The organism is Oceanospirillum beijerinckii DSM 7166 (assembly GCF_000422425.1).
Taxonomy (GTDB): domain Bacteria; phylum Pseudomonadota; class Gammaproteobacteria; order Pseudomonadales; family Halomonadaceae; genus Oceanospirillum; species Oceanospirillum beijerinckii.
Genome location: NZ_AULT01000036.1, coordinates 31,214 through 58,077 on the forward strand (window position 1 = coordinate 31,214; position 26,864 = coordinate 58,077).

25 protein-coding genes are annotated in these 26,864 nt (G+C 47.5%); 9 read left to right on the forward strand and 16 right to left on the reverse strand.

What is annotated here, in order from left to right:
• Nucleotides 1-18 precede the first annotated feature (18 nt).
• Nucleotides 19-1,635, reverse strand: a complete 1,617-nt coding sequence (locus tag H579_RS0111915; protein WP_211224711.1) for a FecR family protein — start codon at nt 1,633-1,635, stop codon at nt 19-21.
• 511 nt (nt 1,636-2,146) lie between these two features.
• Between H579_RS0111915 and rpe the strand changes: the two genes are divergently transcribed.
• The 6 genes from rpe (at nt 2,147) to H579_RS0111945 (ending at nt 9,229) form a co-directional block, all read left to right on the forward strand.
• Nucleotides 2,147-2,821: a ribulose-phosphate 3-epimerase gene (rpe, locus tag H579_RS0111920; RefSeq protein WP_028300870.1), complete on the forward strand. Its 675-nt coding sequence runs from the start codon at nt 2,147-2,149 to the stop codon at nt 2,819-2,821.
• A 147-nt stretch (nt 2,822-2,968) separates the two neighbouring features.
• Entirely contained in the window at nt 2,969-3,658 is a 690-nt protein-coding gene (locus tag H579_RS0111925; RefSeq protein ID WP_084624085.1) for a phosphoglycolate phosphatase, read from the forward strand.
• Between the two features lie 83 nt (nt 3,659-3,741).
• Entirely contained in the window at nt 3,742-4,326 is a 585-nt protein-coding gene (locus tag H579_RS0111930; protein ID WP_028300872.1) for an anthranilate synthase component II, read from the forward strand.
• 146 nt (nt 4,327-4,472) lie between these two features.
• Complete coding sequence (trpD, locus tag H579_RS0111935; protein ID WP_028300873.1) at nt 4,473-5,504, forward strand: anthranilate phosphoribosyltransferase; 1,032 nt, start codon at nt 4,473-4,475, stop codon at nt 5,502-5,504.
• 3 nt (nt 5,505-5,507) lie between these two features.
• A complete protein-coding gene (gene trpC / locus H579_RS0111940; protein WP_211224712.1) occupies nt 5,508-6,314 on the forward strand; it encodes an indole-3-glycerol phosphate synthase TrpC in 807 nt (268 codons plus the stop codon).
• Nucleotides 6,315-6,814: 500 nt separating this feature from the next.
• A complete protein-coding gene (locus tag H579_RS0111945) occupies nt 6,815-9,229 on the forward strand; it encodes a putative bifunctional diguanylate cyclase/phosphodiesterase (RefSeq protein ID WP_028300875.1) in 2,415 nt (804 codons plus the stop codon).
• 119 nt (nt 9,230-9,348) lie between these two features.
• Here the strand turns inward: H579_RS0111945 and crp are convergent, their stop codons facing one another.
• On the reverse strand, nt 9,349-9,978 hold the full coding sequence (crp, locus tag H579_RS0111950) for a cAMP-activated global transcriptional regulator CRP (protein WP_028300876.1): 630 nt from the start codon (nt 9,976-9,978) through the stop codon (nt 9,349-9,351).
• A 220-nt stretch (nt 9,979-10,198) separates the two neighbouring features.
• Between crp and H579_RS0111955 the strand changes: the two genes are divergently transcribed.
• The gene (locus tag H579_RS0111955; RefSeq protein ID WP_028300877.1) at nt 10,199-10,618 is read left to right on the forward strand and encodes an OsmC family protein; all 420 of its coding nucleotides are present in this window, start codon (nt 10,199-10,201) and stop codon (nt 10,616-10,618) included.
• A 178-nt stretch (nt 10,619-10,796) separates the two neighbouring features.
• A complete protein-coding gene (gene speD / locus H579_RS0111960) occupies nt 10,797-11,594 on the forward strand; it encodes an adenosylmethionine decarboxylase (RefSeq protein WP_028300878.1) in 798 nt (265 codons plus the stop codon).
• Nucleotides 11,595-11,737: 143 nt separating this feature from the next.
• Here speD and H579_RS0111965 read toward each other — a convergent pair whose 3' ends face one another.
• From H579_RS0111965 to phaR, 12 genes are all read right to left on the reverse strand, one after another.
• A complete protein-coding gene (locus H579_RS0111965) occupies nt 11,738-12,112 on the reverse strand; it encodes a hypothetical protein (RefSeq protein WP_028300879.1) in 375 nt (124 codons plus the stop codon).
• A 183-nt stretch (nt 12,113-12,295) separates the two neighbouring features.
• Nucleotides 12,296-12,943, reverse strand: a complete 648-nt coding sequence (gene coq7 / locus H579_RS0111970) for a 2-polyprenyl-3-methyl-6-methoxy-1,4-benzoquinone monooxygenase (protein WP_028300880.1) — start codon at nt 12,941-12,943, stop codon at nt 12,296-12,298.
• Nucleotides 12,944-13,221: 278 nt separating this feature from the next.
• Nucleotides 13,222-14,424: an acetate/propionate family kinase gene (locus H579_RS0111975; protein ID WP_028300881.1), complete on the reverse strand. Its 1,203-nt coding sequence runs from the start codon at nt 14,422-14,424 to the stop codon at nt 13,222-13,224.
• Nucleotides 14,421-15,395 (reverse strand): bifunctional enoyl-CoA hydratase/phosphate acetyltransferase, encoded by a 975-nt coding sequence (locus H579_RS0111980; RefSeq protein ID WP_036566181.1) that lies wholly within the window; start codon nt 15,393-15,395, stop codon nt 14,421-14,423. The genes H579_RS0111975 and H579_RS0111980 overlap by 4 nt, the downstream gene beginning before the upstream one ends.
• Nucleotides 15,396-15,613: 218 nt before the next feature.
• Nucleotides 15,614-15,955 carry a histidine triad nucleotide-binding protein gene (locus H579_RS0111985; protein ID WP_028300883.1) on the reverse strand — a complete coding sequence of 114 codons (342 nt, stop codon included), beginning with the start codon at nt 15,953-15,955 and terminating at the stop codon, nt 15,614-15,616.
• A 61-nt stretch (nt 15,956-16,016) separates the two neighbouring features.
• Nucleotides 16,017-16,889 carry a phosphoribulokinase gene (locus H579_RS0111990; RefSeq protein ID WP_028300884.1) on the reverse strand — a complete coding sequence of 291 codons (873 nt, stop codon included), beginning with the start codon at nt 16,887-16,889 and terminating at the stop codon, nt 16,017-16,019.
• 21 nt (nt 16,890-16,910) lie between these two features.
• Nucleotides 16,911-17,366 carry an acyl-CoA thioesterase gene (locus H579_RS0111995; protein ID WP_028300885.1) on the reverse strand — a complete coding sequence of 152 codons (456 nt, stop codon included), beginning with the start codon at nt 17,364-17,366 and terminating at the stop codon, nt 16,911-16,913.
• Between the two features lie 476 nt (nt 17,367-17,842).
• Nucleotides 17,843-19,129 carry a phosphoribosylamine--glycine ligase gene (gene purD, locus H579_RS0112000; protein WP_028300886.1) on the reverse strand — a complete coding sequence of 429 codons (1,287 nt, stop codon included), beginning with the start codon at nt 19,127-19,129 and terminating at the stop codon, nt 17,843-17,845.
• Between the two features lie 245 nt (nt 19,130-19,374).
• Nucleotides 19,375-22,725, reverse strand: coding sequence for an ATP-binding protein (locus H579_RS27900; protein WP_051227564.1), 3,351 nt, complete (start codon nt 22,723-22,725; stop codon nt 19,375-19,377).
• A 136-nt stretch (nt 22,726-22,861) separates the two neighbouring features.
• Complete coding sequence (locus H579_RS29130) at nt 22,862-23,056, reverse strand: hypothetical protein (protein ID WP_157834611.1); 195 nt, start codon at nt 23,054-23,056, stop codon at nt 22,862-22,864.
• A gap of 262 nt (nt 23,057-23,318) precedes the next feature.
• Complete coding sequence (locus H579_RS0112015) at nt 23,319-23,675, reverse strand: hypothetical protein (protein WP_028300887.1); 357 nt, start codon at nt 23,673-23,675, stop codon at nt 23,319-23,321.
• Between the two features lie 296 nt (nt 23,676-23,971).
• Nucleotides 23,972-24,436 carry a polyhydroxyalkanoate synthesis repressor PhaR gene (phaR, locus tag H579_RS25425; protein ID WP_084624086.1) on the reverse strand — a complete coding sequence of 155 codons (465 nt, stop codon included), beginning with the start codon at nt 24,434-24,436 and terminating at the stop codon, nt 23,972-23,974.
• 314 nt (nt 24,437-24,750) lie between these two features.
• On the opposite strand from phaR, the gene H579_RS0112030 reads away from it, so the two are divergent.
• Nucleotides 24,751-25,134, forward strand: coding sequence for a hypothetical protein (locus H579_RS0112030; RefSeq protein WP_028300888.1), 384 nt, complete (start codon nt 24,751-24,753; stop codon nt 25,132-25,134).
• A gap of 131 nt (nt 25,135-25,265) precedes the next feature.
• On the opposite strand, the gene H579_RS25430 is transcribed toward H579_RS0112030, so the two are convergent.
• Together H579_RS25430 and H579_RS0112040 are read right to left on the reverse strand one after the other, a co-directional pair.
• A complete protein-coding gene (locus H579_RS25430; protein ID WP_051227566.1) occupies nt 25,266-25,922 on the reverse strand; it encodes a YigZ family protein in 657 nt (218 codons plus the stop codon).
• Between the two features lie 8 nt (nt 25,923-25,930).
• Nucleotides 25,931-26,755 (reverse strand): mechanosensitive ion channel family protein, encoded by an 825-nt coding sequence (locus H579_RS0112040; RefSeq protein ID WP_036566184.1) that lies wholly within the window; start codon nt 26,753-26,755, stop codon nt 25,931-25,933.
• Between the last annotated feature and the right edge of the window lie 109 nt (nt 26,756-26,864).

Genomic DNA, 26,864 nt, shown 5'->3' on the forward strand with positions numbered 1-26,864 from the left:
TGGCCCCAGCCCTAATCTCTAGAACATAACTTTCACACCAATCTGCCCACTATAGGCATCTAAGTCACCGCTAAATGTCGATCTAGGCTCCAGTTCCAGCTGTCGATGACTCACACTACCGGATAGCTGTACATTGGTGTTCAAATCCAACTGAACCCCCAGAGTTAATTGACGAAGCCTGTCACTATATTCCATTGTTCCGCTATCACTCTCATCATTAAAACGGGGAGAAAGTCTCATAAGCAAAAGATCCATAGAAAGATTTACAGGACTAACGGGCCTGAAATCCAAACGCCCCCGGCCACCATAGCCGCGTACCTTTTCACCTAGGTCACCGGATTCATCATAGTGAACGTGACTTGCGATTAAACCGGTATAGAGTTTAACCGGTACTGATTGAGCGCTGATGCGAGCCCCTAGCTCCAGGCTGTTGCTACGATAGGCATTATCGAGCTGCAACTTAGGGGTGAAGGGCATGAACTCCCAATCAACTTCCGCCCGGGTGAATTGCCCCGAAAATGCGATTTGTTCATTGAGTTTAATATCTGCCCCCGCCTGTAGCTGGCTAATTTGGTATTCTTCAAGCGCCAGAATGGCCTCTGTGCCAGTGTCGGCCTTATCACTGTTTGCAATCACATAGTCCAGCTGTACCCAGGCCTTGGCCTCAGGAGATACACCATAATATCCACCGACACTCAGTCGGTTACCCGCTAAGCGCCCCAGGTTGGCATCACCCTCATTATCCGGTGAAACATACTGCCTAAGTGCGGATAGCTCAGCAAACAGATAAGAGTAACCTGAAAGATGATAATTCATCCGGACATCCGCATTCAGATGCTTAAAATGACTTTTGAAGCTCGAACCTGAGCACGCCAGGCCTTGATAACGCGCATTATGATAGAACAGAGGAATCATACGGATACCCTCCTGATCGTCCCAGGCAACAGGAATCAGCTGATCGCTCCGGCCACCGGTGATATAGAACTGGCCAGAAAAAGTGAAACGATTGGAATTAATACCAATCAGGCTTTCCTCAAACGAGGGCTGTTTAAAAATATCGGGCAGATCTTCTAAGGGTTTGGGAACATCCTCAGCGCTGGAAGCGTAGGCCACCTCGTTGGGCTTGAGAACCTGGGTACCCGATTCATTTTCCAGTGCACCGCTGCCCTCTTGAATCAACAGATAACTGCCCTGAGGACTATTTTCCATCTCTTCGATCTTATCCGCGACATGAAACACCACTAAATCCGTACCACGAATACCGATGGTTGCAACGGGCGTCCTGATCGCAAACTGTTTTTTATTTCTTTGTCCAATCAACCCTGTTATAGAGCGTAAACCGCCTTTAAATACTTTGGTCTCTACCTGGTTGTTCTTAGACTGGCCGTTAAAAGAAAATCTGGCCAAACGCACAGAACTATCAGGCCGGACAGCAAAATAACTTTTATCCTGCATTTGAATCTGTACACTGGCAGCCTTTTCTGTCACGACAAGATCACGCAGAAATACGTCATGGCCTTTTTGTGCTTTTCTTGAAATGCCATCTTCACTGATAACAACGGCATCGCCATGTACAAATAAAATTTTGCCAATAGGGGTTTGCCCGTAACCGGACAAGGGGAGCATGTAAAGCATGACCAGTATCCCGGCACGCCGGTAAAAGCAAGCGCGAGAAAAACATTTCACCATGGACGTCAGTCGTTTCATCTCTCTCTTCCATATGATTTATTGCACAACAAACCCGGCCAAGGTGAATCTGACCAGACTCCACTTGCCCTCATCAAGAAACAGTGTCAGACAGCATAGCCTGATTGCAATGACAACCAAACTTCTCTAGTCAATATACATCGTCATAGCTGGCGACTAAACCTGATTGCCACCCATCCTTGTACTCTCAAGTATTTTTCAATGCGCAACATGTCATACAGAGCCGCGTTGAAACTCTTGGCCTTATCCGTTTTTTGCTCAGAACTGACTAGGCGTTACTGCAGGCATTGGGTAAAATGCCGTCACCTGAACCCGAAGTTTCTACGAAAAGTGCCACCCTCTGCCACACTTTTTATCTGGGTATCGATGCCAGTTCGGTCATTGTACTTATCCCTCTCGGGTAGAGACCACTGCGATCACAAATTGATGAGAGAGTCTGATGTCAGATTTTAAAATTGCACCATCCATTCTATCTGCCGACTTTGCCCGTCTGGGTGAAGAAGTTGACAACGTACTGCAGGCCGGAGCCGATATTGTGCACTTTGATGTGATGGACAATCACTATGTTCCTAATCTGACCATTGGCCCTATGGTCTGTAAGGCGCTGCGTAATCACGGTGTAACCGCACCGATTGATGTCCACCTGATGGTGTCTCCGGTTGATCGTATGATTGGTGATTTTATTGATGCCGGTGCCAGCTGGATCACCTTCCACCCGGAAGCGTCTGATCATATTGATCGTTCTCTACAGATTATTCGCGACGGAGGCTGCAAGTCTGGCCTGGTATTTAACCCGGCGACACCGCTGCACTATCTGGACTACGTATTGGACAAAGTAGACATGGTACTGCTGATGTCTGTAAATCCTGGCTTTGGTGGACAGAAGTTTATCCCAGGCACGCTGGATAAACTGCGTCAGGCACGCAAGATCATCGATGATAGTGGCCTGGATATCCGCCTGGAGATCGACGGTGGTGTGGGTATTCAGAACATCCGCGAGATCGCTGAAGCGGGTGCAGATACTTTTGTTGCCGGTTCCGCCATCTTTAATACCGATGATTACAAGACAACCATTGATGCCATGCGTGCCGAGCTGGCACAGGTAAAACCATAGTCTCGGTAAAAAATACTGTATCAACGTACTAGTACAATGCTACCATCAAGCTCAACCAGCAAACCGGATCACTTGCCTGATCCGGTTTGTTGTTTTTGGGCTACTCAGACCAAACAGGTACGTAAACCGAGATAAGAGGGCATCACCTTGAATACTGCGTTACACCCACTGATTGAAAACGCCCAACTGCTGGCCTTTGACCTGGATGGAACCTTAATCGACTCGGTACCTGACCTGGCCAGCGCTGTGGATAAGATGCTACTGGATCTGCAACGGGCAGAAGCCGGTGAAGCCTCGGTACGTCAATGGGTGGGGAATGGCTCTCTGGCACTGGTAAAGCGTGCACTGACGAATAACATCTCTGGTGATCAGCAGATTGCTGATGAAGATGAGACCCTTCAGCAAGCTCATACTCTGTTTCTAAAACACTATCAGGCCTGTAAAGGTGAAAAGACGGTGTGTTACGACGGTATCTTTGCTTTGCTGGATACCGCCAAAGCCAAACAAATACCGATGGTTCTGATCACCAATAAACCCTATCAGTTTGTACCTGAGATTCTGCAGGAGCTGAATCTGGAACACTATTTTGATCTTGTCCTGGGCGGTGACTCTTTAAGTGAGAAAAAGCCATCCGGTCTGCCGCTGCTGCACGCTTGTGAACAACTGAATATCGCTGCACAGCATGGCGTGATGATTGGCGACTCCATTACGGATATCAACGCCGGTAAAAATGCAGGGTTTAAAACCATCGCGGTGACTTATGGTTATGACCACGGTAAACCGGTACAGGAATGCGATCCAGATCTGGTCGTGGATTCTTTGGACGAGCTGGTTTAAAGGCGGGCCTAAGTGGGTAAAACGTGGGTAAACAATAACCGCCGTAGACATAACCTCTTATCAATCAAAAAGTTACATCACTTATGTTATTGATGATCGACAATTACGACTCTTTTACCTTTAACGTCGTACATTATTTACTGGAACTGGGTGCCGATGTTCAGGTCTATCGAAACGATGAGATCACACTGGAACAGATTGAAGCACTACAGCCCAAGCAGCTGGTGATCTCTCCCGGCCCATGTACTCCCAATGAAGCGGGTATCTCTCTGGCGGCTATTGAGTACTTTGCAGGACGGATTCCTATTCTGGGCATATGCCTCGGGCACCAGAGCATTGCCCAGGCGTTTGGCGGTGATATCATTCGTGCCAAAGAGGTCATGCACGGTAAAACCTCACCTGTCTACCATAACCATCAAGGTGTGTTTCAGGGGCTAACGCTGCCATTTACGGCTACCCGCTATCACTCACTGGTCGTCAAACAGCAAACACTGCCGGACTGCCTTGAAGTCACCGCCTGGACTGAAACACACGACGGTGAGCTGGATGAAATTATGGGCTTAAAACATAAGACACTGCCCATTGAAGGCGTACAGTTCCACCCTGAATCAATACTCACCCAGCACGGCCATGATATGTTAAACAATTTCTTACAACGTCATTTATAGTACTGGCAACATGCGCCAGGGTACTCAGCATCCCAGGCCAATCGTGATTGGCACTGCCCTAGATGCAAACAAGAACAGAGGGGAATGCCAGGCATTCCAAAACAAACTGTCACAGAGCAGTTCAGTAGTTAGCAGAGGACACAGGAATGAATATTCAGCAGGCCCTGAATAAGGTTGTTGAACGACTGGATTTAAGCCGGGAAGAAATGCACGGTGTAATGCGTCAAATCATGACCGGCCAATGCACAGATGCTCAGATTGGTGCATTTCTGGTGGCATTACGCATGAAAAGCGAATCCATTGATGAAATTACAGCCGCCGTTGAGGTCATGCGTGAACTAGCCACGCCGGTGACCATTGATCTGGAAAATGCTGTCGATACCTGCGGAACAGGTGGTGACGGCTCCAACCTGTTCAATGTGTCTACCGCAGGCTCCTTTGTCATCGCCGCAGCGGGTGGAAAGGTCGCTAAACACGGAAACCGTTCGGTATCCTCAACCAGTGGCAGTGCTGACTTACTGGAAGCCGCTGGTATCAACCTTGAGCTGAACCCAGAACAGATTGGTCGCTGCATCAGCGAAGTGGGTGTCGGCTTTATGTTTGCACCTATGCATCATAACGCTATGAAGCATGCTATCGGCCCACGTAAAGAGCTGGGTATGCGCACCCTGTTTAATATGCTGGGCCCTCTAACCAACCCAGCGGGAGTCAAGCACCAGGTCATTGGTGTCTTTGCCCAAACCCTGTGCCGCCCTTTAGCCGAAGTGCTCCGTAATCTTGGTAGCAAACATGTGCTGGTTGTTCATGCCAAAGACGGCCTGGATGAGTTCAGTTTGGCGACCAGTACCCATGTTGCTGAACTGAAAGATGGAGAGATTAAAGAATACGATATCCACCCGGAAGATGTCGGCCTGGAAAGCCAGAGCCTGGTCGGTTTGGATATTCAGGGAGCAGAACAATCCCTTGCGCTAATCAAGGATGCACTGGGCAAACAGAGCACCCCTGAGTCTCAAAAAGCGGCAGATATTATCGCGCTAAATGCCGGTGCCGCTCTCTATGCCGCCGATATTGCCAGTAGTATTAAAGAAGGGGTCGAAATGGCCCAGGATGCCATCGGCACTGGACTGGCCGGTGAGAAGATGAAAGAACTGTCCAGTTTTACTGATGTTTTTGCCTAGGAGCTGTTTGTGAACACACCCACCATTCTAAAAAAAATTGTCGACCGCAAATGGGAAGAGATCAAAGAGCGTAAGCAAACCGTATCTCTGGAGATGGTACGCGATCAGGCGCTGGCCAATAAAGATACTCCCAGAGGCTTTGCTGATGCTCTGGCTCGCAGTCTGCGTGAAGGTCGCTCTGCTGTCATTGCTGAAATAAAAAAAGCCTCACCCAGCAAAGGTGTTCTGCGTGAACACTTTGATCCCGCAGAGATAGCCATCAGCTATCAGGAAGGCGGGGCCAGCTGCCTGTCTGTACTGACTGACCGTGATTTTTTCCAGGGCCATGAAGAGTATCTGAAACAAGCCCGTGGGGCATGTGATCTGCCTGTGATCCGCAAGGACTTTATTGTTGATCCTTATCAGGTGTATGAAGCACGCGCCATCGGTGCCGACTGCATTCTGCTGATTGCCGCCTGCCTGGAAGATGATGTGATGCTGGAGCTGAATCTCCTGGCTCATGAGCTGGATATGGATGTACTGATCGAAGTGCATGATGAAGCCGAGCTACACCGTGCACTGAAGCTGCCAAACCGTATGATTGGCATTAACAATCGAAACCTCCACACCTTTGAAGTGAGCCTGCAAACCACTTTTGATCTGCTGGAGCAGATCCCTGAAGATCGCATCATAGTCACCGAAAGTGGCATCCTGAATCGGGATGATGTAGAAGCAATGCGCCAGCATGAAGTAAACAGCTTCCTCGTTGGAGAAGCCTTTATGCGTGCCGACGACCCCGGTGAAAAGCTGGCAGAACTGTTTATTGAGTAGTCACTCCAGACATTAGCTACTTAAAAAATCAACGGGTAATGTGGCTTCGCCTCTAGTGCAGGCCATATTACCACGACAACATATGACCCAATACTGCCACACTCTATAACAAACCCTACAGCGCCCTTTCAACCGTTCGCGGCTGACCATTTTGGTGTTATATTAGGGGAAATCAAAAACATTCACCTTAAATGCTGAAAGCTTCACCCCCAACGCTATCAAGGCAGGGTGTAATATGAATGAGCATCAGCACCCTTGTTACTATTGCCACTACACTTAAACTACACAATTGAAACGATAACATAACAAAAGTGATATGGCTGACAAAAGCCGTTGTATCCTTTTATCGCGAGTCAGAAAAAATTCCAGCACTTTTGTCCAGATTACGATAAAAAGGCAAAAGATAAGGAAAGCACTTGCAACAAATGGCTGAAGACCATTAAATGCAAAGTGGAGTGTTTATTCTGAAAACAACAGACCGATTTTTAATGGATTGAGCCTTGAAAAAGTCTGCGCTACGCAATCGAATTTCTTTTAAACAGGCTAAAGCAAGCGTACTGGTTGCTGTCGCGTTAGGCCTGTTATTCAGTGGTATCCAGATCTCATTGGATATCCAGCACAGCCGTATCAGTATGAATGACAAGGTGGAACAGGTCATCCATCTCGTCGAAGAGTCTGCGGTACAAGCCGCCTATAATATTGATAAAGATCTGGCACAACGTGTCGTGGGTGGCTTAATTAATCACACCTATATCCTCTATGCCGAGATTCGTCTGGACGACAATACCATTCTGGCCTCTTCCGACCGCCTGGTAAAAGAGGGCAGTGATAGCCTGAGCTTCTTTATTCAAGAGCAGCGCCAATCCTTTGCAATCCCTCTGACCACAGTCTACGAGCAACACCCTGTGGGTACACTTATCGTAGAAACCGATCCTGAAGCAGTCGCTATTGATATTATTGATCGTGCGACCGTAATTATCGGCACAGGTTTCCTGCGTAATCTGTTATTGGCCATTTGCCTTCTCTATGTGTTCCATGTCCTGATCAGCCGTCCTCTGACTCAACTATCGACTGGCTTAAATAAACTGCGGGAAGACCATACCGGCGATCAACAGCTACCCAATCTGTATAATCACAAAGATGATGAGCTGGGCTTTCTGGTTGATAGTTTTAATGAATTGTGGGCGTCCCGCAATCAGGCAGAAAAAGCCCTGCGTGGCAGCGAACAGTTTAATCGTGACGTGATGAACAGCATTGGCGATATCTTGCTGATTTTTAAGGAAGATTTCTCTATCTTCAATGCTAACTATCAGGCCTTCAACGCCCTGGAATACGATAAAAAAGAACTAATCGGAATGAGCTTCCATGAACTGTTTCTGGATCAGGATCGGGAAAACTCATTTCTGAATATCAAAACCCAGCTACTGCAAAAACAAGATGTATCCATCGAGGGACTGATGATCAGTAAGCGGGGCTCTCAGATTCCAGTGGAGGTAAAAGCCCGTCATATCGAGTTAGGTGGCAGTCATTACATTCTGGCATTGGCCCGGGATATTTCTCTGAGAAAATCCCATGAAGCCAAAATTCATCACCTGGCCTATTACGATTCCCTAACGGGCCTGCCAAACCGCAGCCTGTTTCTGGATCGTCTGAATCAAGTGCTGGCACAAAGTGCCCGTCACGAGCAGCATAGTGCATTACTGTTTATGGACCTGGATCGCTTTAAAAATATCAATGATTCCCTTGGACATGATGTGGGTGATGAGCTGCTGATTGAGATTGCGGATCGCTTAAAAGAGATGATGCGCGAAGAGGATACAGTAGCCCGTTTGGGAGGTGATGAGTTCGTGGTCATTTTACCTGAACTGGCTGCCCGTATGGAACCAGCCGCACTGAATGCCCGTCGCATTACCACACGTATATTAGAAAGCCTGGCCGAACCAATTCATGTCGGTGAACATGCTCTGCATATTTCTGCCAGTATCGGTATTCGTCTGTTCCCTGATTCCAATCTGGATGCTAAAAGTATTCTAAAGCAAGCGGATACAGCCTTGTACAGGGCTAAATCCGGTGGCCGCAATACCTTTCACTTCTATCGTCCAAGTATGCAACTGCTGGCCGATCAACATCTAGAGATGGAAAAAGCGTTGCATACATCGATGCAGAATAATGAACTTTACCTGCATTATCAGCCGCAGGTAGATCATAATTTCCAGATTATTGGCGCTGAGGCACTGCTACGCTGGCAGCATCCGGAACAAGGATTTATTCCACCCGATCAGTTTATCCCACTGGCAGAAGAGACCGGCCTGATATTGCCCATCGGTAAATGGGTAATGCATAACGCCTGCAGCCAGCTCGCCAAATGGCAAAAGTCCAAACTGTGTCCTGATAACTTCCGTCTGGCTATTAATATCAGTGCCCGCCAATTTGAACATAGCAGTTTTATCGAACAGCTTACCGATGTTGTGCAATCAACCGGTATTGACCCAAATCAACTTGAGCTTGAGCTGACAGAAAGTGTTCTGATCAGTAATTTGGACAACACCATTGCTAAAATGGAAGTCATTCGCGGAATGGGTATTGCACTTTCCATTGATGACTTTGGTACCGGTTACTCATCATTAAAATACCTGAAACGTATGCCGATTGATCAACTGAAGATTGATAAATCTTTCGTGGTCGACCTCCTGACCGATAGCAACGACAGAGCAATTACAAAAACGGTTATCGCTATGGCGACTCATCTCCAGATGGACACCATTGCTGAGGGCGTGGAAGATGCTGAGGTTATGGAGCAGCTGCTACAGCTGGGCTGTAAACAGTTCCAGGGCTACTATTTCAGTCGACCGGTACCTGCAGAGAATTATACTGAGCTACTGAAAGTTCAGAAGCTACCACTCGAGAATGAATGAGGGTAAACATGACCTCAAATCAATGAGCTTAAGAGGCGGTCATACCCGATTAAAAAGAAAAGCCGCACTATGCGGCTCTTTGTATACCTTACTTATCTCTGCCTATATATAGCTAAGATCTAACGAGTACCGTAAACCACCATGGTTTTACCAGAGGCGGTTACCAAGCCTTGTTCTTCCAGATCCTTCAGTACACGGCCTACCATTTCACGGGAACAGCCTACAATCCGGGCAATCTCTTGACGCGTCACTTTAATCTGCATGCCGTCAGGATGAGTCATTGCATCCGGTTCCTGACACAGCTCCAACAGAGTTCGTGCAACACGCCCCGTCACATCCATAAATGCCAGGTCGCCTACCTTAATCGTAGTCTTACGCAAACGCTCAGAAAGTTGCTTACCCAGGGCGTACATCAGACGAGTATCCATTTCAATCAGCTCTTTGAAACGCGTACAACTCACTTCAGCCACTTCACACTCTGTCTTGGCTTTAACCCAAGCGCTACGAGACTCTTCATCAAACAAACCCATTTCACCAAAGAAAGAGCCTTCATTAAGGTAAGCGATCACCATCTCATGTCCATCTTCATCTTCAATAGACACAGTGACCGAACCTTTGACCAGATAAAGAATAGAGTTACTCTCTGCTCCGGCACTGATCACAGTTGAACGCTTAGGAAATTTTCTGCGGTGACTGAGCGCTAAAAACCCCTCTAAGCCAGGAATCTCCCTTTTTTGAACGGGTAACATACCTATCTATACCTTTAAATCCAGAAGTAAGAACTTACTTGAAGTTGAACACATTTACACAGAAAAGCGCCATTGTCACCTATTCCTTTTCCGTCCCCAATGCACCATATGACCTATTTCTCTGCTTAAAGCTTGCAGGTCAAAGGGAGATCGTCCATATTTCTTGCCTGTATTGTAAACGCTTGGATATTTTAATTCCCAACCTGGAGTCAATAAATCGATGAAAAGCACTGTTAAATGGACAGACGGCGTACAGTTTGTAGCAGAATCCGGTTCCGGTCATGCCATTATTGTGGATGGTGCACCTGACAATGGTGGACGCAATACCGGTCCTCGCCCGATGGAACTGCTGCTGATGGGTCTGGGCTCCTGCAGCTCCTTTGATGTACTGACCATTTTGCAGAAGTCCCGTCAGGATGTAGTGGATTGTAAAGCCGAAGTGGAAGCTGAGCGTGCGGATTCCGTACCTGCAGTATTCACTAAGATTCATCTACACTTTGTGATTACCGGCCGTAATCTAAAAGAAAGTCAGGTTAAACGCGCCGTTGAAATGTCCGCAGAGAAGTACTGTTCCGCATCTATCATGCTTGCGGCAGGCGGAGTAGAAATCAGCCACGATTATGAAATTATCGCGCTGTAAAATCATCCTTGCTAAGCGGAAGAAAGTAGCGCAAAACTGTCGCATCAGACATGCGTAAATTGCGCTCATTTTTGGTGTGCATTAGGCGTTAAATATAGGCATAATACGCGCCTTTATCATGGGACTAACCCCTAAGGTTAGTAGGTTTTTTCGAATTTGTGTGCGCGAGGTGTCGGGCGTGAAGGATAAAATCAGGCTTCATGGCTTTAACAACCTAACCAGCTCCCTGAGTTTTAATATTTACGATATCTGTTATGCCAAAACAGAACAGCAACGTGAAGAGTACATCGATTATATCGATGAACTTTATAACGCCGAGCGTTTGACGCAGATTCTGAAGGATGTGACCAATATTATTGGTGCTCACGTGCTGAATATCTCCCGTCAGGATTATGATCCTCACGGTGCCAGTGTGACCATCCTGATTGCTGAGCATGAGCTAACTGACAGCGATGCTGAAACAGGCAATTCCGTTGGTCCAGGCCCTCTGCCGGAAACAGTCGTGGCACACCTGGACAAGAGTCACGTGACAGTACATACCTACCCGGAAAGTCACCCAGACGGTGGGATCAGTACATTCCGTCTGGACATCGATGTCTCCACCTGTGGCATGATCTCACCGCTGAAAGCGCTGAACTATCTGATCCATAGCTTTGACTCTGATATTGTGACTATGGATTACCGTGTACGCGGTTTTACCCGTGATGAATCCGGTCGTAAGCTCTTTATTGATCACGAGATCACCTCGATTCAGGACTACCTGTCTGAAGATACCAAAAAAGATTATCAGATGATTGATGTGAACGTATATCAAGAGAATATGTTCCACACCAAGATGCTGCTGAAGGATTTCAACCTGGATAACTATCTGTTTGGTATTGATAAGAATAAGCTGACTTTTGAAGAAGCCGCCGATATTGAAGCCCGTTTGCGTAAAGAGATGCTGGAGATTTTCTACTCCCGCAACATCGGCTGACCTGTTTCTAAAAGCTGACTTACGTCATAAGATAGCAATGTCCGATTTTTAATCAGGCACAAAAAAGCCACACAGATGTGTGGCTTTTTTGTTTCGGAATAACCGACCATTAATCTATCGGCATTCCTCTAACACCTATCCGATTAACGCCAGATCAGATCCAGCAGGATAGGCGCCATAAAGAACATGGCAACAGCCGACAGCGTTACACCAATGACAGAACCTGCAGCGATGGCATTATCACCAGGCATAATAACCTGCATCACCTGTGCACAAACCGCAGCCATAATCTGTGAGAAAATAATCGCACCATACATCAGCACAGTAATCACCAGAAACAGATTCATCGTGCTTAATGCCTGCCACCAGATACCATCCGGTGCACTTTGGCTAATCAATAACTTCAATAAGCCAATCGCACTGATAATAATACTGGAAACAATAAAGTGATGTTTGAAAGAAAGGGAAGCGTAGCTGGTTAAAAAGTCCTTAAGCATACTATCAGAAGATGCGTTCATCGCGTCTAACTCCAATCAAGAAGGGTCAAATCCTTTAGGTGCCCAACTCCCCGAGCACCAATCCCAAGAAACTTGCGTTCAATGTTAACTATTGTAACCCTTCATCGCAACAGGAAACATAAAAAAACATTACGATACTCAGGGTTAATAAATCCAAGTCAAACTTCTGACCTGGTACCCGATTCAGATACGGTAAACCGACTTGGTCATCACCTTGGACATCACTTTCATAGCCATTTTAACGGGCACAGGAAAGCGTATACCACCGGCAGCCAAAGCCTGATCCGCATGCTGCTCTTCATCGATATACATCTGCTCCAGAATCGCCCGGCTCTTTTTGTCGTTATACGGCAGATGCTGCATATGATCATCCAGGTGTTTACATACCTGTTGCTCAGTAGCCGCAACAAAGCCCAGGCTGTATTTATCACCGGCTGCACCCGCTGCAGCACCAATACCAAATGACAAACCATAAAACACAGGATTCAACAGACTCGGGCGACTGCCCAGCTGACGAATACGCTGTTCACACCATGCCAGGTGATCTATCTCTTCTTTTGCCGCATGATCCATCTGTTCACGCACTTCCGGCAGTTGAGCCGTCAACGCCTGCCCCTGATACAACGCCTGTGCACACACTTCACCGGTATGGTTAATACGCATTAAACCTGCCGCATGTTTTTGCTCAGCGGGGGTCATATCCAACTCTTCTTCCTGACGGGCAGGGGAAGGCCGGTATGGTTCAGCTGCACCAGGCACCAATGTACGCAGTACAGTATCGGCACTGATCAGCAAACGATCCAGGGGGGTATGTTGACGTGTACTTTTCATAACAACCTCGGTAATTTCTAATGGCATGGTAACCAATGCACCGGGATCAGGCTACGGTTGAAAGCACTTTTTTTGCTGTGCTGTGAGCCATATCAACATCACTGGCAGACGAAGCGGTCTTTGACCATCCAACAGGGTGTTTTAAGGGCTAACCCGGCGCTTTACAACGGATAAAACTACCGGAAAAAATCTAAAGGAAGAGCAAAAAGATTCGTAGAAACAAACGGCTGGAAAACGATGATAAGGCGACCTGTAACAGCCGCCTTATCAATCCTGCATTAACGCAGCAGGCGGCTGGTATGACGGGCTATCATCAGCTCTTCGTTGGTCGGAATCGCAAACACTTTCACCTTACTGTCATCGGCACTGATCAGGTATTCATTGGCTTCATTACGGGCCGCATCTAACTTCATTCCCAGCCACTCATTCTGATGAGCCACCTGAGCCCGGATCTCAGCGTCATTCTCACCGACACCACCGGTGAAAACAAAGGTATCCATACCGCCCATAGAGGCCGCCAGAGAGCCGGTTTCACGGGCAATACGATAGACAAACATATCGATCGCTTCACGGGCATGCTCGGTGTTCTCTTTATGCAGTGTCAGCATGTCGCTGCTCAGACCACCTGAAACGCCCAACCAACCACTCTTTTTGTACAACAGGCCTTCGATCGCATCCACATCCATCTTATGCTCACGCATAAGATAGAGCAGAACACCTGGGTCGATCTGACCACTACGGCTTCCCATTGGCAGGCCGTCCAGGGCAGTAAAGCCCATAGTCGAGGCGATACTTTCACCGTTGTCGATGGCGCACATACTGGCACCCGCCCCCAGGTGAGCCACAACCGCACGGCTGGCAGCCACAGCAGAGTCCAGTTCACTCAGTTTACTGTGGATATACTGATAAGACAGGCCATGGAAACCATAACGACGCACACCTTCACGGGTCAGGGCACGGGGAATGGCAAAATTACGGGCTACATCGGGAATCGTGCTATGGAAAGCGGTATCAAAACAAGCAACCTGAGGCAGACCCGGCAAGACTTCCTTACACACATCGATCAGCTTTAAGTTATAGGGCTGATGCAGTGGTGCCAGTGGAATCAGCGTTTCCAGCTTCTCCATCACCTCATCAGTGATCACAACAGGTTCTGAGTAGTAATCACCGCCGTGCACCACGCGGTGGCCCACCTGGGTAATACGGAACTTGGTATTGCGATCCAGCCAGTTCAGTACCACAGACAGCGCCTGATGATGAGCCTGACTGTGTGCCACATCCAGCTCTTCAGCAGAAAGCTGCATCTTATCCACCAGAATACCATCGACTTTTTCGCTGTGATCATAGATCTCCAGACGAGCCGGACCGGACAGATTAGCGACCTTAACGCGAAAGTGCTGACGGATATCGCCATCAAACTCATCAAAGACAGAACATTTCAGGCTGGAAGAGCCCGCATTAACAATCAGGATAGAGTTCATACGGTTAACCCCTGTTTATGAGCGACTAATGATGCGACCGCGCAGGAGCTTAAACGTTCCAGAGGTTTTGCCGCACGACTGGTCAGAATCACAGGTACCTTGGCACCCAGTACGATACCTGCAGACTTGGCTCCCGCCAGGTACTGTAGCTGTTTGGCCAGAATATTACCGGATTCAAGATCGGGCACCAACAGGATATCCACATCACCACTCACTTCTGAGTCGATCCCCTTATCACGGGCGGCCTCGGCTGAAATCGCATTATCAAATGCCAGTGGGCCATCCAACAGACCACCTTTGATCTGTTTACGATCCGCCATCTTACACAGGGCTGCCGCATCCAGCGTACTCTGCATACTTGGCTTAACCTTCTCAACCGCGGCCAGAATCGCCACTTTTGGCTGTTCAATGCCCAAAGCCTGAGCACAGTAAATCGCATTCTGGGCGATATCGCGCTTAGTGATCAGATCCGGTGCCACATTAATCGCCGCATCGGTAACAATCAGTGTCTTGTGATAGCTCGGCACATCCATCACAAAGACATGGCTCAGACGAAACTCAGTCCGCAGACCAGCACTTTTATCCAGAATGGCGCTTAGCAGCTCAGAGGAACCCAAACTCCCCTTCATCAGCGCGTGTACTTCGCCGTTCTTAGCCATTTTGGCAGACAGCTCAGCTGATTCATGGCTGTGGGCGGTAGGGATAATGGTGTAGTTGCTGATATCAACATCACACTCTTCAGCGATAGCACGGATACGTGCTTCAGGTCCCACCAGATAAGGAATAATCAAACCTTCTTCAGCGGCTTCCACTGCACCCAGAAGACTATTGCCATCAGCAGGATGAACCACTGCTGTTGGAATAGGATCGTATTCTTTGGCCTGCTCTAAAAAAGCATTCAATTGCTCATGATGATGATCTTCAACTCGTGGTGCATCCGGCACCAGAATTTCACGAATAACTTGATCCATGGTTCACTATTCCCAATTAACTGATCTATTTCTATATATTAGTCTGTATTATTGTGCGACTGCGAACAAGTATCCACTCATTTTATGACGGTTTTCTGATATTCCTGTTCATTCTTTATGACGATAATCCCACGAATCGCTAACAAAAACGGGCTTCCGAAGAAGCCCGCTGATTTGCATCAATAACCGATCAGGTCATTAACATAACGCTTCACGTATTAACCCGGAGGCCAGGTCATAGAACGGCCACCCAGTAGGTGCATATGAATATGATAAACCGTCTGTCCACCGGCTTCGTTGCAGTTCATCACCACACGATAACCCTCTTCCGCCATACCCAGTTCTTTGGCAATCTTCTGGGCGGTAAACTGCAGACGCCCCACCAAAGCACAATCCTCTTCCTGCAGGTCATTCAGGGTCGCAATATGGCGCTTAGGAATAATCAGGATATGCTCCGGTGCTTTAGGGTCAATGTCCCGGAATGCCAGCACATCATCATCTTCAAATACGATATCCGCAGGAATCTCCCGCGCAATAATTTTACAAAACAGACAGTCCATAGTTTTCTTCCACTTCTTGTTATCAGGTTTGCATCAAGCTAGATGCAGAGTGACTTAGAATCTAACGAAAACGGCGATTTTCCAGCAGTTCAAGAATACGGGGCGTTAAAATCAGCTCCATGGCCAAACCCATTTTCGCACCGGGCACCACCAAGGTATCCGGCCGGGTCACAAACGAGTCCTTGATCATCGCCAACAGATAAGGAAAGTCGACACTGGCTTTATCCTTAAAGCGGATAACCACCATACTCTCATCGCTGGAAGGAACATCCTGCACAATAAACGGGTTGGATGTATCAACCGTGGGTACGCGCTGAAAGTTGATATGGGTGCGGCTGAACTGAGGGACGATATACTGAATATAATCCGACATACGGCTATGAATCGAATCAACCACCGCCTCCTGCGAATAGCCTCTGAGCTTGGTATCCCGGTCAATTTTCTGAATCCATTCCAGGTTAATCGTCGGCGCGATACCAATCAACAGATCCGAATACTGGGCCAGATCGTGTGCCTCTGTTACCAAACCACCATGCAGGCCTTCATAGAACAACAGGTCCGTACCTTCGGGAAGGTCTTCCCAAGGTGTAAAGGTACCCACCTGATATCCCTGCTCAACCATCTCTTTATCTTCGGCATGGATATAGTGGCGATAAGTGCCAGAGCCCGTCTCAGCATAGCTGCTGAACAGCGTTTCCAGCTCATCCAACAGGTTGGCCTCAACGGCAAAGTGGCTGATTGAACGTTTACGCTCCGGCTCTTCCAGCAGGATACGCTTCATCTCTGCACGGGAGTAACGATGAAAACTATCGCCGTGCACAAAGGCCGCTGCGATCTGTTCACGGTGAAACATACGGGCAAACGCGTCTTTAACGGTTGTCGTACCGGCACCGGATGATCCGGTCACCGCAATAATAGGATACTCTCTGGACATAAACTTACCTCAGAGAACCCATTACGCCTGAACCACAGGCTGTACTTCAGCAATCATCTGCTTAAATTCTTCAGGCACAAACGCCGCTTTGCGCTCATTGTAATCGAAGAAAACAATGCCGGTTTTTGCTACGGCCACCAGACCACCATCAGATGCCTTAGTCACACGATAGACCAGATCACAACCCTTACGAGACATCTCATCAAAGGCGATCTCAATGGTCAACGTATCCGGGTAGAACACCTCGGCACGATAGCTAATGGCCAGATCCGCCACCACCACACCTGTACCATTACCGTCGACATCAATCTCTTTATGCCCATGACTGATAAATAGCTGGGCTCTGGCATCATGAATCAGGGAAATCAGAGTATCATGAGCCAGATGATTACCGTAGTTCAGGTCAGTAATACGTAGGGCCATCTCATGATGAAAAAAGGTCTGCTCTTGTGGGTACTCAATACGTACACGAGCCATATTTAATCTCCTTAATCTAAATACCTAAACAAAAACCTGTTGATAAATTAACCCTTAGTATCAGGTTATAAGATCAACACCGTCGTATGTTGCAGACACCGCTTTTGTTTAGATACTTTTACGTAGCTACTTCTGTTTAGCTACCTCTGTTCATTCCATCACTTCTACTCTATTTAGCGATGTCTGAGCCGGTAAGCGATGCCTGAACCGGCCTGAAAACAGCCCCTCTCACGCCAGATCAACCGCGATACCCGATAAACAATAAAGCCGGAGTAAAACTCCGGCTTTATCACTGATATGCTAACGATTAGCGGCCAAAATGCGTCAAAAAGCGATCAATCTGTTTTGCCGTTTTCAGCTAAGATAAACTGAAACTGACTCAATAGACAATCTTTTTTCTGCGACGCACAAGTCCAGTAAAGGGCTTTTCTATCATTTTGAATCGCATTTCAAGCAAATGTTAACAACTGAGAAATTTATTCACCCTGCTCACGGGCAATGGCACGGTAGCCGATATCGCTACGGTAGAGCATGCCTTCCCAGCTGATCTGCTCAGCCAGTTTGTAAGCATTCGCCTGCGCTTCACCAACAGTATTGCCCAAAGCAGTAGCACACAGTACACGACCACCATGGGTCGTTACCTGGCCGTCCACCAGTTTAGTACCGGCATGGAATACTTTCAGACCTTCCGTTTCTTCCGGCAGACCAGAGATCACATCACCCTTGTTGTAATCGCCAGGGTAGCCACCCGCAGCCAGAACCACACCCAGAGACTGGCGCTGATCCCATTCCGCTTCGGCTTTATCCAGCTCACCGGCCAGAGCAGCCTGACATAGGCTAACCAGATCAGACTTCAGACGCAGCATGATCGGCTGAGTTTCAGGATCACCGAAACGGCAGTTATATTCGATCACTTTAGGCGTACCGTCAGCCATGATCATCAGACCAGCATACAGGAAGCCAGTGTAATCATTACCTTCAGCGGCCATACCTTCAACCGTCGGCATAATCACTTCTGCCATAATGCGGTCATGGATTTCCTGGGTGACCACAGGTGCTGGAGAATATGCGCCCATACCACCAGTGTTAGGGCCCGTATCTTTATCACCAACACGCTTGTGATCCTGACTGGTGGCCATTGGCAGCACATTTTTACCGTCAACCATCACAATAAAGCTGGCTTCTTCACCATCCAGGAACTCTTCGATCACCACACGGCTACCGGCATCACCAAAGGCGTTACCTGCCAGCATATCTTTAACCGCGTCTTCCGCTTCTTCCAGCGTCATCGCAACGATTACGCCTTTACCTGCTGCCAGGCCGTCCGCCTTAACGACGATAGGCGCACCCTTCTCACGCAGATACTCAAGCGCAGGCTCAATTTCAGTAAAGTTCTGGTATTCCGCCGTCGGGATCTTCTGACGAGCCAGGAAATCTTTCGTAAAGGCTTTAGAACCTTCCAGCTGAGCAGCACCCGCAGAAGGACCAAAGATCGCCAGACCTTCTTGCTGGAAACGATCCACCACACCCTCAACCAGAGGGGCTTCAGGACCAACAATGGTCAGCTCGACCTGATTGTCTTTGGCAAAAGCAACCAGACCATCGAAGTCCAGTACGTCAAGCGCTACATTTTCCAGTTTTGGCTCAATCGCAGTACCCGCGTTACCCGGTGCCACAAACACCTGAGTCACCTGTGCAGACTGAGCTGCTTTCCATGCCAGAGCGTGTTCACGACCACCACTACCGATGACTAAAACCCTCATCTTTGTTTCATCTCACTTGTAAAGTTGACGTACTGTCTGCCGATCAGAGGATTAATTAAACCCACCGGATACCAGCACACTAAAAAATTTGCCGCATATTATCGCAAAAACTGCGCCAGATAGCACCTGACGCTAGTGCATTACTTATGTCCAGACGCTATGTAATAAGCAATATAGGTCAAACAAAGACAGAATAAGTGAAGGAAAACATACAAATACTCAAAGGGTTAAAGGCTTCACTATCCTTAAATCGCAGGATCTATGGTTTCACGAATATCTCTTGGCCAGCTCATACGCAGAGTCAATCCCTGGCCAGGCTCACTACTGGCCTGAATCGTGCCATGGAGCTTACGGGTAACCTGGTTATAAACAATATGAGCACCTAAACCACTGCCCCCCTGACCCCGGGCGGTAGTGACAAAAGGTTCAAACATTTTATTGAGCAGGTCAGCCGCTACGCCCCGACCATTATCAGAGAACACCACCTCAACTTGATCCTCATCTAACATACGAATACAAATCTGGATCTTCTTCTCCGCCTGATGAGGATCAAATCCGTGTTTCAGCGCATTCATCGTCAGATTAGTAAAGATCTGTGATAGCGAGCCCGGGTAACTGTGCATTAGAATTTCAGATGTGCAGTCTATATCGACCTTCACCTGTGCTTGACTTAAGGCTGGCTTCAGGGAAAAGAGGATATCCTTAACATATTCCAGCAACATAAAACTGCGCATATCTTCTACCGACTGGTCTACAGCCACCAACTTGAAAGTCCGCACCAACTCCGCCGCTTTTTCCAGATTACTCAAGACCAGTTGACTGCTCTCACCCACTATCGCAAGATAGTTTTCCAGATCACTACGAGTCAGCATTTCATCGGCCATTTTTTCCATCAATTGCTCGGTTTCTTTCAACAAAGAAGACGCCGCGGTAACCCCTATACCTACAGGGGTATTAATCTCATGAGCAACACCCGCCACCAGCCCTCCTAAGGATGCCATCTTCTCTGACTGAATCAGTTGATCCTGAGTCGTCTTCAGATTTTTCAATGTATTTTGCAGCGCTTCGTTACTGGTTTGCAGGCTTTGGGTTCTTTCCTGTACCCGTGCTTCCAACTCCTGATTGAAGGTTCTCAAGCGTTCTTCTGCCGCTTTGCGATCCGAGATATCCGTGGAAATCCCGCCGGAAGCGATGGTATTGCCCTCCTGATCAAAAATCGGAAACTTCATGGACATATAGGTATGCACACCATCCTTATGCTCAGCGACCTCCTCGCTCTCCAGAGGGCGACCTAATGTAATCACTTCCTGATCATTCTTCTGAAAAGCCTGAGCAGATTCTTGCGAAAACAACGCAAAGTCATCTTTCCCAATGACCTGATCCAGAGTGCGATTGAATATGCTTAAAAACTGTTTATTGACAAGTAAATAGCGCCCCTCCAGATCTTTTAGATAGATCACCGACGGCGCGTGATCAAGAATAGATTGCAGACGACTTTCCATCTCAAACCTGTCCTGCTCCGCCTGTTCGCGCTGCTGAATCTGATCCTGTAATAAGCGAATTGTTTCCGCCTGCTGCTCAGAGTGACTCACAATCAGTTTCTCCCGCTCCTGGTAGTAACTGACCTTAGCCTGCAGCTCATGGGGAGAGATATTCAGTTCATTTAGAAGATCAGAGTACAGATTACGGATTGACTCCCGCTCAGCAGGATTGATAAAAGCTGCCCGATCAATAGCCCGATGAGCGGCTGCCGCACCGATAGAGCCCGACAAACGATGACTGATCTCTTTTTGTAGCAGATTCAGATCCAACAAAGTGCCGTAGCTCTGATCCTTTAATCCTTTCTCTTCCAACGCCCGATGAAGCAGGTCCACTGCTTCCTGATGAGACAAGTACTCTTCCAGTACCTCCCGTACCTGAATCACCTTATTAGGTAAGAAGATATTATGGGGTAACTCAAACACCGGTTTGTCAGTAACCTCGTTGCGCAAAACCTCTTCAAACTCCCGGTTGTACTCTTTTTCCTCGTGACGGCCCGGCACGAGAAGGGACACAATAAGGAAGGCTGTGATATTAAATATCAATGTCCAGATTACACCATGACTGATCGTATCCAATCCCGATAACCCAAACAGTGACTCAGGGTGAAGCCATGGGTTACCGCCAGGCCCGGCTTCCAGCCAATCCAATGACAACCAATCACTTTTGATCAATGCTGGCAACAGCAAGGTATAACACCACACCATAAATCCCAGCAACAGCCCCGCCAAAGCTCCCGCTCGACTGGCTTTACGCCAAAACAAACCACCCAACGCAGCCGGAGCAAACTGCAATACCGCGACAAAAGAGAGGATACCCATACTGGCCAACATATAGGAATCGCCAACATGGGTATTAAACTGAAAGCTGATATAAAGGAAAAATGCGACAGCCAGCCAACGTAGCTTCAGCAGATGACGGCGCAGTTTTTTAAATGCGGGGATCAACTCCAGCACAGGTAGAATCAGATGGTTGGTCAGCATCACCGACATGCTCATGGCACTGATAATAATCATACCCATAGCGGCAGAGAAGCCACCGATAAACACAAATAGCGACAACCAGGGACTGTCAGACTGTAGCGGCAGCTGTAAAACAAAGGTGTCCCCATCGGTTGGCTCATAGCCCAGAATCAAACCACCCAGACTGATTGGAATCACAAACAGAAGAATCAAAAACAGATAGAGCGGTAAGCCCCATTGTGCAGTACGCACATGATTAGGGTTGGCATTTTCTACTACCGCCAGGTGAAATTGCCGGGGTAGAAAAAAGATCGCCGACGCTGAAACCAGCAGATAGCACACCCAGCTGACAAAGGTAGGAGCCGACAGGTAACCGGCCATACGCTCATCACTTTGGCGCAGCTTTTCCGCTTGTTCAAACAGATCAGAAAAGCCATCAAACAAACCGAACACGACCAATAAACCAGCACAGACAAATGCCGCCAGTTTAATCAGGCTCTCAACCGCCATAGCCAGGGTCACACCTGGGTGGCGTTCCGTGGTATCCAAATGGCGTAAACCAAAAGCGATCGTAAACAGCACCATAAAACCGGCGCTGAGCACCGGCACCCAAGCATTAAAACTCTGTAGCGTACTGTCTCCCTGCGCACTGATCATAGCAAAACTGTTATTGATCGCTTTAAGCTGCAGTGCAATATAAGGTGTAACGCCCACCAGAGCCATCACAGTGACCAAGGCTGCAATACTTTGGGAGCGAAAGTAACGTGCGGATAGAAAGTCCGCGATACTGGTCACCCGATATAGGTTTTTTACTGCAATCATGCGCCTTAGCAGTATTGAGCTAAAGAAAAAAGCCAGAATGGAGCCCCAGAAGATCGACAGATACATCCAGCCAGCCAACGATGCGCTGCCGACAATACCGTAAAATGTCCAGGAGGTGCAGTACACCGATAACGATAGGGTATATACCCAGCGGCTACGGGTCAGACTGACAAAACGTGTTTGCTCCTCTGAGCGACCACCCCACCAGGCGATCGCCAATAAAAAGATCAAATAAGCAGCCAGAGATACAAATAACAACCCACTGTCGATCATATAGCCTCTGCTCCCGTAGGCGGCATTTTCTTCAGGTTTTCTTTAACACTTTTGGCAGGTACGTAACCCTGCTGCAAAATACCGGGTTATTCAATGTGTCTTCAATGTCTTGACTTTACACTATCGACTCAAAAATCTACTCACGACGCATCAGAAACAACATCGCAACCGTAAGCAGCCAGATACCGGAAATCAATAAAAAGCTTGTCTGCAGCGGCAAACGATCCTGATTAAAGACCGGCCAGGAGATCGCCAAAAAGATCACGGTCACTACAAACAGCTTCATTTCCGGGTGCTTAAGCAATCCCATTACTCGTTGCTGAAATCTCATAATATTCGATGCTCTTTTCCTTCAGCATAGTTCATACATAAATAAGGATAAAAGAAGTAAACGTCCAGTATAAAAGTGCTCTGTAACAAGCCGAAAAGCCCGTCAAAGATAAAGCTACAGATACAAAAAAACCCCGGTGCAAAACACCGGGGTTGCTTTCTGTCTGGCAGAGGGAGGGAGTTAGAACAGACAAAAAGCTCAAATTTGCCAGTAAATCACCGGCAGGGCACTACTCACAAGAAGAGTAAGAACAACAAGATTCTTAGCGAGTAAAAGCTTTGTTTACGTGCTGATCAACCAGCCCCTTAGCTTCAGAAGCCAGGTCCAGAGCACTCAGATACAGGTTAGACACACGAATCTGCTGCTCACAGAAGAAGCTGTAGTTAGACTCAGCAATGTTAGCCAGATCTGTCTTTTTCACCATCGCCAGACAATGCTGGCTGATCTGGTCGGCACTGTCAGCGTAGAAGCGTGCTTGCTGCTGAACTGCTTTTTCAGCCAGCTTGGCTTCACCGGCCACCAGAGCACCAGTGGACTCATAAGCTTGCCAATCAGTGGCTTCTGTAAAAGTCTTCGCCACTTTCTGACACTCTGCTACCCATTGATCAAAAAAGTTCATCACTGCCTCCTGGATTCTCTCGAATCACCGTTAAATACTGCACTGCACAAAGTTGTTATAGAGAAATATAGTGCACTGCACAAAAGACTGTCAAATACTTTTTATTCGCAAATGCAGCATAAATCTAAAAACCTCTGTAACCAGCTGATTATTAAGATTTTTGAAGGCGAAAAAAAACCAGCCATCAGGCTGGTTTTTGCATTATACATTGTGACAAGACGATGACATTAAACGCTACTCCTGATACGAAAAGATCCGTATCATCCTCAAGCCCCTCATCGGCGCAAGCTCAGGAATTAATGCTCGTCGTCTTTACCATTCTTAGGCTGGAAGCTCTGCCACAGCTTCATATTCTGCTCAGCCACACGACGCATCAGCTCCATAGGATTGGTGGTCATAGGGTTACTGGTCATGGCATTCTGCATCTGATCACGCAGCGCTTTCTGTTGTTCCAGGAAGGTATTAATGCTTTCTTCCAGGTAATTGCTCATGGTGCCCTGCATACTGTCACCGTAGAAACGGATCAGTTGTTGCAGCACCTGATTGCTGAACATAGGATTACTGCCTCCGGTCGAGGTGTTTTCCTGCTCGGTAATAATCTGCAATAAGATATTGCGGGTTAAATCGTCACCACTTTTCGAGTCTTCAACCCGAAACTCTTCCTTATTAATGACCAGCAGCTTGATATCTTCCAAAGTGACATAGCGACTTTCTGAAGTATCATACAACCGACGGTTGGCATATTTTCTGATGACTCGCAAAATTCTTACTCTCTCTTCCGGCCCAATTGTTTTAACTCTACCTCGCCTGCGCAGCATATTGTAATGAGTTTCAATGACGGCACAATGACCAGAAGCCAGCCCGCTGTAAAAAAATCATTTTTTTACATAAGTAAACATGACTTATCACCCATTACACACCAACCAAAGTACAACAAATACCCATTGAATCACAGCCTGTGTCACAAAAATATCATATATCTGTCTTACTGTTCCTGCTGCACGTAAACAGAACACTCAGTTGTGATTAAGCTGTTCAAAATCAGCCAGCAAATGCCCGATTATGGGAGGATAAAATGTTTTTGAAAATTCGCAAAAACTGCGGAATCTACATGCAGAACAATGAAAGTGGCAAACGAGTCATTGCACCTGTTTCCAGTCATTTCTATATCAACCTGCAACTGGTTACTGAAATCTCCTCCTACAGCCTGAAAGAGCCGAAAGAGAAACAGCAGCTTGATAGTTCCACGCTCCTGCTGCCACCGGGCACCTGCGTGCTGCACTTCACTATGAACAGTAACTTCAGCAGTTCAAAAGAGAAGGTAAAGGGTGAAGAAGGCAAACGTCATCTGTTCGAGAAGGTGTTCTACACCCTATACTTCCTGCCAGACAACATGGTGGAGTATGAACGCCTGAAGAGTGCGATTGATCAAAACACTCAGAATCGCGATAACCTGTAAATCAGCTCGGCAACTCAGTCTAAATTCTGGTACTTGCTGAATGCTGCCATCAGTAAACCCCATCAGTAAACCAGAACGCCCGATGTCAGTTACCCTATTCCCAGCCAAAGCTTGAGAATAGGGTAGCAAGACTAGGCATCCATTAAGCGGCTATTGATCCGTCCCTGCCCGACTTGTTGCATCTTGTCTAACAGCTCTTCCGGCTCTTCCAACCATACCTGGAAGTTAACCTGGTGATCATAATCACACTCTATCGGATCAGCATCCAACTGTTGCAACCAATGGCGAATATCGGATTCAAACGCATAGTCCGCTTCAATCCTAACACCGTATTTAGGCCGTACCTCAATCAGCTCCAGCTCATCCAGAGCCATCTGGGTAGCCTGAGAATACGCCTTAACCAGACCACCCGTTCCCAGCTTAATACCACCAAAATAACGTACAATCACAACGGCCAACTGGCCTAGCCCACTATGGCTGACCACATTAAACATCGGCTTACCGGCTGTACCCGAAGGCTCGCCGTCATCACTCATACCATAACACTGGGTATTATCCGGTGCTCCGGCAATAAATGCCGTACAGTGGTGTCGTGCGTCCGGGTATTCCTCCCGCACGGATTGAATAAACTGCTGACATTCCGTGACGTTTGCTACAGGTGCTGCAATAGCAATAAAGCGACTGCGCTTGATCTCCAGCTCAGTTTGTACCCGTTCTTTGGGCTTGCTATAAATCACAGGCTTCTTTACAGCACCTGTTTTTGAATCAGTCGGTGAAGAGGCACTCATTATAACCCTTAGCCCTCTCCATGCTGATAAATATGCACATCCCGTTGTGGGAATGGGATTGAGATACCCTCTTCATCCAACTTCAGTTTTACTTTCTCAGTCATATCAAAATAGGTGGGCCAGTAATCTTCAGATTTTACCCAGATACGCACAGTAAAGTTCACAGAACTGTCTGCTAATGCACTCACAGCCACCAGAGACTCCGGCTCTTTCAAACCACGTTCTTCCTCAGCAACCAACTGCTGCAGCACCTTTTTAGCCTTCAACAGATCATCCCCGTAACCGATCCCTACGGTAAGATCCAAACGACGGGTTGGATTAGCGGAAAAGTTGGTCAGGTTATCATTAATTAAAGAGGCATTGGGAATCACAACCACTTTATTATCCGGCGTTTTCAGACGGGTATTCAACATGGTGATCTTTTCTACCGAGCCCGACACCCCCGAGCCGTCAATAAAATCGCCCTTTTTAAACGGACGTTGTGATACCAATAAGATGCCCGCGGCCAGGTTTTCCAGCGACCCCTTTAAAGCCAGACCTACCGCCAGACCTGCCGCACCCAGCACTGCCAGCAGAGAGGTAGTATCAACACCCAGTTGACCCAATACGGTAACAAGCAGTAGGACAGTCAATACCGTATGGGCAATCTGGCCGATAAAATGGGTTGCCGCCTCATCCATATTTTTACGTCTGAGTAAACTTTCCAGCACACGCACGATGCGCTTAACGACCCATAGCCCTACCAATAGCAATAAGAGTGCAGGCCAAATCATGTCAACCCATTGCAATGCTAATTCGATCCAATTTGTTTCAAAAGGATTAGAAAAGTCCATACTAAAATCCCATATAGTCAATGGCTAATGTTTATCATTAATTAAAAATCACACCGCATTCACACAGACGTTTCGCTTTGATCAATGGCTTCATTCTTAGCTATTGGCC